The 9,866-nt window shown below is 71.1% G+C and carries 9 protein-coding genes; all 9 read right to left on the minus strand.

The window, feature by feature from the left end; translation table 11 throughout:
- Nucleotides 1-67: 67 nt before the first annotated feature.
- The 9 genes from xerD to V2S04_RS14460 are packed head-to-tail and all read right to left on the minus strand — an operon-like array spanning nt 68 to nt 9,799.
- Entirely contained in the window at nt 68-970 is a 903-nt protein-coding gene (gene xerD, locus V2S04_RS14420; RefSeq protein ID WP_413639079.1) for a site-specific tyrosine recombinase XerD, read from the minus strand.
- Nucleotide 971: 1 nt separating this feature from the next.
- Nucleotides 972-1,547 carry an NUDIX domain-containing protein gene (locus tag V2S04_RS14425; RefSeq protein WP_413639080.1) on the minus strand — a complete coding sequence of 192 codons (576 nt, stop codon included), beginning with the start codon at nt 1,545-1,547 and terminating at the stop codon, nt 972-974.
- Between the two features lie 3 nt (nt 1,548-1,550).
- Entirely contained in the window at nt 1,551-3,248 is a 1,698-nt protein-coding gene (locus tag V2S04_RS14430) for a CTP synthase (RefSeq protein ID WP_413639081.1), read from the minus strand.
- Nucleotides 3,249-3,265: 17 nt separating this feature from the next.
- A complete protein-coding gene (gene recN / locus V2S04_RS14435; RefSeq protein ID WP_413639083.1) occupies nt 3,266-4,954 on the minus strand; it encodes a DNA repair protein RecN in 1,689 nt (562 codons plus the stop codon).
- The gene (locus V2S04_RS14440; protein WP_099196739.1) at nt 4,951-5,856 is read right to left on the minus strand and encodes an NAD kinase; all 906 of its coding nucleotides are present in this window, start codon (nt 5,854-5,856) and stop codon (nt 4,951-4,953) included. The genes recN and V2S04_RS14440 overlap by 4 nt, the downstream gene beginning before the upstream one ends.
- Nucleotides 5,853-6,650 (minus strand): TlyA family RNA methyltransferase, encoded by a 798-nt coding sequence (locus V2S04_RS14445; RefSeq protein ID WP_413639085.1) that lies wholly within the window; start codon nt 6,648-6,650, stop codon nt 5,853-5,855. The genes V2S04_RS14440 and V2S04_RS14445 overlap by 4 nt, the downstream gene beginning before the upstream one ends.
- Nucleotides 6,647-6,817, minus strand: coding sequence for a hypothetical protein (locus tag V2S04_RS14450; RefSeq protein WP_181417796.1), 171 nt, complete (start codon nt 6,815-6,817; stop codon nt 6,647-6,649). The genes V2S04_RS14445 and V2S04_RS14450 overlap by 4 nt, the downstream gene beginning before the upstream one ends.
- 43 nt (nt 6,818-6,860) lie before the next feature.
- Entirely contained in the window at nt 6,861-7,898 is a 1,038-nt protein-coding gene (locus V2S04_RS14455; protein ID WP_413639086.1) for an HAD-IIA family hydrolase, read from the minus strand.
- Entirely contained in the window at nt 7,898-9,799 is a 1,902-nt protein-coding gene (locus tag V2S04_RS14460; protein WP_413639088.1) for a primosomal protein, read from the minus strand. Before V2S04_RS14460 ends, V2S04_RS14455 begins: the two co-directional genes overlap by 1 nt.
- Nucleotides 9,800-9,866: the final 67 nt, after the last annotated feature.

A 9,866-nucleotide genomic window follows, 5' to 3' on the forward strand; every position in this document is an offset into this window, starting at 1 on the left:
CTCCTTCGTGCTCGCTCGATTGTAGCCGCAGGGCGCCTGCGCTCCGCGGTCGGCACGCGGCAGAGCGTCACTGCGCTCGCGGGTGCGATGTCGCGTAGACGTCGCGCAGGGCATCCACCGACACGTGCGTGTAGATCTGCGTCGTCGCGACTGAGGCGTGCCCCAGCAGCTCCTGCACGACGCGCACGTCCGCGCCGCCCTGCAGCAGGTGGGTGGCGAAGCTGTGCCGCAGCGTGTGCGGCGACACCTCGGCGGTGATCTGCGCCCGCTCGGCCGCCGAGCGGATGATCAGCCATGCGCTCTGCCGCGACAGCGGCGCTCCGCGCGCGCCGAGGAACAGCCGCGCCGTCGCCCGCCCCTTCGCGGCCAGCTGCGGGCGCACCCGCGTGAGGTACGCGTCGACGGCGGCACGCGCGTACGAGCCGACCGGCACGATGCGCTCCTTGTCGCCCTTGCCGCGCAGCCGCAGCACGTCGCCGTAGGCCAGGTCGTCGACGTCGAGCGAGACGGCCTCCGAGACCCGGGCCCCGGTGGCGTAGAGCAGCTCGAGCAGCGCCCGATCGCGCAGCCCGATCGGCTCGTCGGCCGAGGGAGCGGCGAGCAGGCGCTCGACCTGCTCGACGGTCAGCGCCTTGGGCAGCCGCTGCGGCGCCTTCGGTGGGCGCAGCCGCCCCGTCGGATCGTCGGTCTCGATGCCCTCCACCACCAGGAAGCGGTGCCAGCCGCGCACGGCCGACTGCAGGCGGGCGAGGCTCGTCGACGCTGGCGGCGGGTCGGCGCCTGCGCGATCGGCGATGAACGCCGAGACGGTGCGCGGGTCGATGGCATCCGTCGAGTCGATGCCCTGCTCGGTCAGCCAGCCGACGTAGCCGGCAAGGTCCCGCCGGTAGGCGGCGACGGTGTGCTCGGAGAGCCCGCGCTCGATCGTGACGTGACGCAGGTACGCGTCGAGCGCCCGGTCGAGGCGCACGTCAGCGCTCTTCGCGCCGCAGGTCGCGCAGGCGACGCTCGGCCGCGAGAACCCCGATGGCGAGGATGCCGTTGTGCAGCCGGCCGCCGAGCACGCCGTCCGCGGCGACGGCGAGCGGCACCCACTCGACGCGGATGTCGGCCTCCTCGTCCAGCCGGTCGTGCGCGTCGGCCTCGGACAGGCCCGTCGCGAGGTAGATGTGGATCATCTCGTCGTTGCCGCCGGGCGTCGTCCACGCCGAGACGAGGTGCTCCCAGTGCTCGGCATGGATGTCGGCCTCTTCGGCGAGCTCCCGCCGAGCCGCGTGCATCGGCTCCTCGCCGGCCACGTCGAGCAGCCCGGCCGGCAGCTCCCAGTCGCGGTGGCGGATGGGATGGCGGTACTGCTGGATCAGCAGCACCCGCTCGTCCTCGTCGAGTGCGATGACCGCGACGGCACCGGTGTGCGCCACGTACTGTCGACGGATCTCTCCGTCTCCGTAGCGCACCCGATCGTCGCGCACGTCCCAGACGGCGCCGTGGAAGGCGATGTCGCTGGAGAGGACCTCCGGCTCGAACGGCTCGTCGTGCAGGGTCATGGATCAGTCGTCTTCGGTGAACAGCTCGCTCGAGCGGTGCCGGTCGATGGCGGCGCCCACCAGCCCCCGGAACAGCGGGTGCGGTGCGGTGGGACGCGAGCTCAGCTCGGGATGCGCCTGCGTAGCGATGTAGAAGGGATGCACGTCGCGCGGCAGCTCGACGAACTCGACGAGGTCGAGGTCGGGGTTCAGCCCCGAGAACACCAGGCCGGCGTCGGCGAGACGCGAACGGTACGCGTTGTTGACCTCGTAGCGGTGGCGGTGCCGCTCGGCGGCGGTGGGCGCGTCGTACAGGTCGCGGGCGAGCGACCCCTCGGCGAGGGCGGCCTCGTAGAGACCGAGGCGCATGGTGCCGCCCAGGTCGCCGCCGTCGAGGATCTGGATCTGCTCGGCCATGGTCGCGATGACCGGCTCGGCGGTGTCGGGGTCGAATTCGGTCGACGAGGCCCCGGCGATGCCGGCGACGTCGCGGGCGTACTCGATGACCATGCACTGCAGGCCCAGGCACAGGCCGAGGGTCGGGATGCCCTGCTCGCGCGCGAACTTCAGCGCGCCGAGCTTGCCCTCGATGCCGCGGATGCCGAACCCGCCGGGCACGCAGATGCCGTCGACGTCGCTCAGCGCCTTCGCGGCGCCTTCCGGCGTCTCGCAGGTGTCGGAGGCGATCCAGCGGATGTTGACCTTGGTCTCCTGCGCGAAGCCGCCCGCCTTGAGAGCCTCGGTGACCGAAAGGTAGGCATCGGGCAGGTCGATGTACTTGCCGACGAGCCCGATCGTGACCTCGTGCTTCGGGTTGTGCACGGCGTGCAGCACCGTGTTCCAGCGGGTCCAGTCGACCTCGCCGGCGCGGTCGAGGCCCAGGCGGCGGATGATGTAGGCGTCGAGTCCCTGGTCGTTGAGCGTCGAGGGGATGTCGTAGATGCTGGGCAGGTCGACGGTGTTGATGACGCCCTCGACGTCGACGTCGCACATCAGGGCGATCTTGTTGCGGTTGCTCGCGCTGACCGGACGGTCGCTGCGCAGCACGAGGGCGTCGGGGTGGATGCCGACCTGGCGGAGGGCTGCGACCGAGTGCTGGGTGGGCTTGGTCTTCTGCTCACCGGAGGCGCCCATGAACGGCACGAGCGAGACGTGCACGAAGAACACGTTGTCGCGCCCCAGCTCGTGGCGCAGCTGACGCGCCGCCTCGAGGAACGGCTGCGATTCGATGTCGCCGACGGTGCCGCCGACCTCGGTGATGATGATGTCGGGCTGCGGCTCCTCGGTGGCCTGCAGGCGCATGCGGCGCTTGATCTCGTCGGTGATGTGCGGGATGACCTGCACGGTCGCGCCCAGATAGTCGCCGCGACGCTCGTTCGCGATCACCTCGGAGTAGATCTGCCCGGTGGTGACGTTCGCGGCACGCGACAGGTTGATGCCGAGGAACCGCTCGTAGTGTCCGATGTCGAGATCGGTCTCGGCGCCGTCGTCGGTGACGAAGACCTCGCCGTGCTCGAAGGGGTTCATCGTGCCAGGGTCGACGTTGAGATACGGATCGAGCTTCTGCATCACGACGCGCAGTCCGCGCGCGGTGAGCAGGTTGCCCAGGCTGGCTGCGGTGAGACCCTTGCCCAAAGAGGAAACGACACCGCCCGTCACGAAGATGTGCTTCGTGGTGAAGGAGCTGGTGTCGTTGTCTGGCGCCGCAACAGAAGAGTTCATCACGGGCTTTTATCCTATCAGCTGATCGCCGAGCCGAGGCTCAGCAGTTCGCGGGCGTGGGTGAGTGCGGCGTCCGAGTCGGTGAGCCCTGACAGCAGCCGGGCCATCTCGGCCTCGCGCTGCTCCCCCTCGAGTCGCGTGACGCTCGACGCGGTCACCGCGCCGTCGTTCGACTTCACGACCGAGAGGTGGTTGTTCGCGAACGCCGCCACCTGGGCCAGGTGCGTCACGGCGATCACCTGAGAGGTGCGGGCCAGCTGCGCGAGCCTGCGGCCGACCTCGATCGCTGCGGCGCCGCCGATACCGGCATCCACCTCGTCGAAGACGAACGTCGGCACCGGATCGGTGCCCGCGATCACGACCTCGATCGCCAGCATGACCCGCGAGAGCTCGCCGCCGGACGCGCCCTTCGACACCGAGCGCGGCTCGGCACCGGGGTGCGGCGCGAGCAGGATCGCCACGTCGTCGCGGCCGTGCGCCGATTCCTGACCGGGCGAGACGCGCGCTTCGAGCGTGGCGTCGGGCATCGCGAGCGCGTGCAGCTCTTCGGTCACCGCCGCCGACAGGCGGACCGCTGCCGCGGTGCGCACCTCGGTGAGGGCGGCGGCGGCGGCGTCGAGGGCGGCACGAGCGCTGTCGGCCTCGGCCGTGAGACGTTCGATGCGGTCGCCGTCGTCGTCGAGCTCGGCGAGACGCAGCGCACCGGTCTGCCAGATGCGCAGCGCGTCGTCGAGTGAGCCGTGCTGCCGGATCAGCCCGCCGAGGGCGGCGCGGCGCTCTTCGACCGCGGCGAGCTCGTGCGGTCCTGACTCGTCGAGGTCGGCGAGATATCCGGAGAGCTGCTGGGCGAGGTCGGCGGCGCGGTAGCCGAGGTCGGCGATCGCCTCGGCGATCTCGGTGAGCTGGGGGTCGGCACTGCGCTCGAGTGATCGGCGGGCCTCGGCGAGCAGGGCCGCGACGTCGGGGTCGCCCTCCTCACTGGAGAGCGCCGAGCGGGCGACGGATGCCGACAGCCGCAGCTCCTCGGAGTTCGCGAGCCGCTCGGCACGCTCGTTCAGCTCGACGTCTTCGCCGGGCTGGGGATCGAGCTGCTCGATCTCGGCGAGCTGCTCGCGCAGCAGGGCGGCTTCGGCCGCGCGGCGGTCGCGGTTCTCGGTGAGCTCGGTGATCTCGGCATCCAGCTCGCGCCACCGACTGAAGCGCTCCCGATACGACGCGAGTGCGGTGGCGATCGCCTCGCCGCCGAAGCGATCCAGCGCATCGCGCTGGGCGGCGGCGGAGCGCAGGCGCAGCTGGTCGGACTGACCGTGCACGACGACGAGCTCCTCGGCCAGCGAGGCGAGCACGCCCGCCGGCGCGGGACGCCCGCCGACGCTGGCGCGGCTGCGGCCCTCGGCGCTCAGCGTACGCGACACGTACAGCTCGGCGGCGTCGCCGGCGGGTTCCAGCTCGCCGCCGGCGTCGGTCACGATGTCGGCGACCGGCCCCTGCGGGGGCACCATCCAGACCCCGGCGACGGATGCCTGGGCAGCACCGGCCCGGATCGCCGACGAGTCTGCTCGCGCCCCGAGCAGCAGGCCGAGGCCGGTGACGACCATGGTCTTGCCTGCGCCGGTCTCGCCGGTGACGGCGGTGAAGCCGGCACCGAGCGGCAGCACGGCATCGTCGATCACGCCGAGGCCGCGGATGCGCATCTCATCGATCACGATGCACCTCGCCAGCCTTCGACGGGCAGCTGGAACTTGCGCACCAGACGGTTCGTGAATGCGGTCGGGTGCAGGCGCGCCAGGCGCACCGGACGGGAGGATCGACGCACGACCACTCGCGCGCCGGGCGGCAGCTCGTGCGAGCGCCGACCGTCGCACCACAGGATGCCGCTGCCGTCGGTGCGCTCGAGCATCTCGATCGCGACGGAGGCCTCCGGGCCGACCACCAGCGGCTTGGCGAACAGGGCGTGCGCCGACAGCGGCACGACGGCGATGGCCTCGACGGTCGGCCAGATCACCGGACCCCCGGCGGAGAAGTTGTAGGCCGTGGATCCGGTGGGCGTAGAGACGACCATTCCGTCGCATCCGAAGCTCGACAACGGCCGGCCGTCGATCTCGATGACCACCTCGATCATCCGCTCCCGGCTGGCTTTCTCGACGGTCGCCTCGTTCAGCGCCCAGGTCTCGTAGACGACGGCGCCGGCGGCATCCTTCACCCGCACCGACAGGGCGAGCCGCTCCTCCACCTCGTAGTCACGGTCGATGACCCGGGCGACCGCGGCGTCCATGTCGTCGCGGTCGATCTCGGCGAGGAAGCCGACGTGACCCATGTTGATGCCCAGCACCGGTGCCTCGGATCCGCGCACGAGCTCGGCTGCGCGCAGGATCGTGCCGTCTCCGCCGAGCACGATGGCGAGCTCGAGGTCGTGGATCGCGACATCCGAGCCGAGCAGTCCCACATCGGCGAACCGCTCGTCGAGGGCGACGAACTCGTCGTGGTCGGCGGCGGGCAGCACGGGCGTGGCGCCGGCTCCACGCAGCGCATCGACGACGCGCAGCGCCGCGGCGACCGTGTCCTCGCGCTTCGCATGGGCGACGACCAGGATGGGGCGCGCGTTCATCGTCCTCCTGCCACGTGTGCGATCTGCTCCGACCATTCTGACGGATCCGTTCCGCGTCCGCGCGCGAGGTGCACGAGGTACTCGGCGTTGCCGTGCGTGCCGAGGATCGGCGACGGCAGGATGCCGAGCATCCCGAATCCGACATCGTGGGCGCTCCACAGGGTCCGCTCGACGGCGTCGAGGCGGGCGTCGACGCTGGTCACCAGTCCGCCCTTGACGGCCGTGCGGCCAACCTCGAACTGCGGCTTGACGAGCAGGACGACATCCGCGTCGGGGGCGACCGTCTCGGCGACGGCGGGCAGCACGAGGGCGAGGGAGATGAACGACAGGTCGCCGACGGCGAGCTCGGGGCGCTGGGGTTCACCGGTGACCTCGGCGAGCGTCTGCGCCGTCATGTGGCGGACGTTGAACCCTTCGACGAGGGTCACTGCGGCATCCGCTGCGATCCGCGGCGAGAGCTGACCGTGGCCGACATCGACGGCGAGCACACGGCGGGCGCCGCGCTCGCGCAGCACCTGGGTGAAGCCGCCGGTGGACGCTCCCATGTCGAGCGCGAGGCGCCCGTCGACCGGGATGCCGAATCCGTCGAGCCCGGCGATCAGCTTGTGCGCGGCCCGGCTGACGTAGTGGTCTCCCCCGTCGACGGCCAGGTCGACGCCGTCGGCGACAGGTGTCGAGGGCTTGATGACGGTGTGTCCGTCGACGCGGACGAGCCCGTCCGCGATCAGAGACGCGGCGTGGGTGCGCGACCGTGCGAGGCCCCGGGCGGCGAGAGCCGCGTCGAGGCGGGTCATCGGGTGCCGGGCGCCGTGTCGCCGGTGCGCGGAGCGCTGTCGAGACGCTTCATGAGCTCGTCGTGCAGGGCGCCGTACGCGTCGGCGCGATCGGCGAGCGGCTGGCTCTCGATCAGGCGCAGTCGGCTCCAGAGCGCATCGGTCGGCTCGTCTCGCGTGTGCTCCATCCGACCACTGTATCCCGGCTGCCCGGTGCGGCAGCCGCGACGCTCAGGGCCTGTGGAAAGGATCGGCGTAGAGCTGCTCGGGCACCCGGAACGCGTAGATCGCAAGCCCGGTGGCCCAGATCGCTGCGGCGCCCGCGCGCAGGAGGTCGATCTGCGCGTCACCCTCCGACAGGATCTGCACGTCGCCGTTCACGATGCGCACCGCGGCCTCGTTGACGGTGATGACACCGTCCTTCTCGATCGTCTCGGGGTACGGCCGATGCAGGTCGCGCAGGTCGGCGAGGATGTAGTCGGGCCGGGATCCCTGCGGGGCGGCGAGCACGTGCTTGGGGCGGTCGATGCCGGTGAGCACGAGCGCAGAGTCGATGCCGGCCCGCACGGCGCCCATGATGTCGGTGTCGAGCCGGTCGCCGAGGAAGAGCGGATGCTGGGCCGCGAAGCGCGCGATCGCCTCTTCGAAGATCGGCGTCTCGGGCTTGCCGGCGACAGTCGACAGTCTGCCGATCGCGGTGTGCACGGCCGACACGAGGGTGCCGTTGCCGGGTGCGACACCGCGCTCGCGCGGGATGGTCCAGTCGGTGTTCGTGGAGATCCACGGGATGCCGCCCTCATCCTCGGGGACCTTGAGCGCAAACGCGGCTTCGGCGAGGTCGGTCCACGCGACGTCGGGGCTGAACCCCTGCACGACGGCGGCCGGAGAGTCCTCGGCACTGCGCGTGACGGTGTAGCCCGCCTTCTCGGCCTCGACGACCAGGCCCTCTCCCCCGACGATGAGGATCGTGGCGGGAGGCGCGACCATGGTCGTCAGCAGCCGCATGGCGGCCTGAGGACTCGTGACCACCTCGTCGGCTGCGACGGTGAGGCCGAGACCGGTGAGGTGCTCGGCGACCGACGCGTCGGTGCGGGAGGCGTTGTTCGTGATGTAGCCCAGACGCATCGTCTGCGCGACGCGGTTGAGGCTGTCGACCGCGTGCGGCAGGGCGTGGGGACCGGCATACACCACGCCGTCGAGATCGGCGAGAACCGCGTCGCGTCCGGCGAGCGGGGTGGATGCCGGCTTGGCGCGGCGGAACAGACCCATCAGCGATCGGACTCCTGGGACTCGGACTCGGACTCGGAAGGCACTTCCTTGGGCTCGGACGCGGGCTCGGCCTCCCGCTCGGGCTCGGGCTCCCGCTCGGGCTCCGGCTCGGGCTCGGGCGACGCGGACTCCGGCGACGCGGACTCGGACTCCGGCGACGCGGACTCGGACTCCGGCGACGCGGACTCGGACTCCGGCGACGCGGACTCGGACTCCGGCGACGCGGACTCGTCGGCCGGGTCGGCGTCATCGAGGTCTTCGATGAGGCCGTCTTCGACGATGATCTCGTCGAACTCGCCGTCGTGACCGAGAGCGGATGCCGCAACCACGGCGCGCTGCGTCCAGAACGCAGCCTCGTCGGCGCGGCCGAGGTCCTCGAGCACGGCAGCGCGTGCGGCGAAGAGCGCGGGGCTCCAGTCGAAGGCGCGGTCCGGGTCGAGCTCGGGGATCTCGAGCTCGCCGAGTGCGAGTTCGGTCTCACCGCGGTCGAGGCGTGCGCCCGACATCGCGATCGCCAGCGCCACCCGCACGGCGGGGGCCAGAGACGAGCGGTCGACGGCCCGCCCCTCCTCGAGCGCACGGTCAGGGCGGCCCACGCCGCGCTCGCTGTCGACGATGAGCGCGATCTGGTCGTTGTTGCCTGAGATGCGGCGGTACGTGCGCAGCTCGCGCAGCGCCAGGGCGAAGTCGCCGACTCCGTATGCCGTGATCGCCAGCGTCTCGCGGACCACGGCGACGCGACCGGCGCGGCGTGACGCAGCCAGGGCGTGCTCGTGCGCACGGGCGGGGTCGTCGTCGATCAGCTGCGCGACCATTGCAAGGTGTCGTGCGACCTGCTCGGCGTTCTCTTTGCTGAGGGTCTTCAGCTCGTTGCGCGCAGCAGGATGCAGGTCGCGCGCGGTGATCTCGTCGGGTAGCGGAGGCTCGGGAACGCGCTCGCGAACCGGGGCGTACTCGTTGACAGGCCGGTCGACGCCACCACGGGGACGGTCGCGGTACGACGCACGCTCGCCCTGATCACGGTCCTGCCGCGGGCGGTCACCGTAGGGGCGACGCTCGCCCTGGTTCCGGTCGCCGTACGGGCGGCGCTCACCCGACTGGTTCCGGTCGCCGTACGGACGACGCTCACCCGCCTGGTTCCGGTCACCGTACGGACGACGCTCACCCGACTGGTTCCGGTCACCATAGGGACGACGCTCACCCTGGTTACGGTCACCATACGGGCGACGCTCACCAGACTGGTTGCGGTCGCCGTAGGGGCGACGCTCGCCGGACTGGTTCCGATCGCCATAGGGACGACGCTCACCCTGGTTGCGGTCACCATAGGGGCGACGCTCACCGCCCTGGCTCCGGTCACCATACGGACGACGCTCACCGGACTGGTTCCGATCGCCATAGGGGCGACGCTCACCGCCCTGGCTGCGATCGCCATAGGGACGACGCTCCCCGGACTGGTTCCGATCGCCATAGGGGCGACGCTCACCCTGGTTGCGGTCACCATACGGGCGACGCTCACCGCCCTGGCTGCGGTCACCATACGGGCGACGCTCACCGCCCTGGCTGCGATCGCCATACGGACGACGCTCACCGCCCTGGTTCCGGTCACCATACGGGCGACGCTCACCGCCCTGGTTCCGGTCACCATACGGGCGACGCTCACCGCCCTGGCTGCGATCGCCATAGGGACGACGCTCGCCCTGGTTCCGGTCACCATACGGACGACGCTCACCCCCCTGGTTCCGGTCACCGTTCTGGTTCCGGTCACCATACGGACGACGCTCTCCCGACTGGCGTGCTCCTCGCGAAGAGGAGTCGCTGTAGCGGGGCTTGCGATCGGAGCCTGAACGTCTGTTCTGCGCGCCCTCGCCGTCCTCCCGGCGGTTCCGCTGCTCATCTGACATTCTGACTCCCTGTTCTGCTGCAAAACGCAAAATGGCCACCCAGCTCTGGGTGGCCATTTTACTTAAG

The organism is Microbacterium sp. OR21 (genome assembly GCF_047306785.1).
Taxonomy (GTDB): Bacteria; Actinomycetota; Actinomycetes; order Actinomycetales; family Microbacteriaceae; genus Microbacterium; species Microbacterium esteraromaticum_E.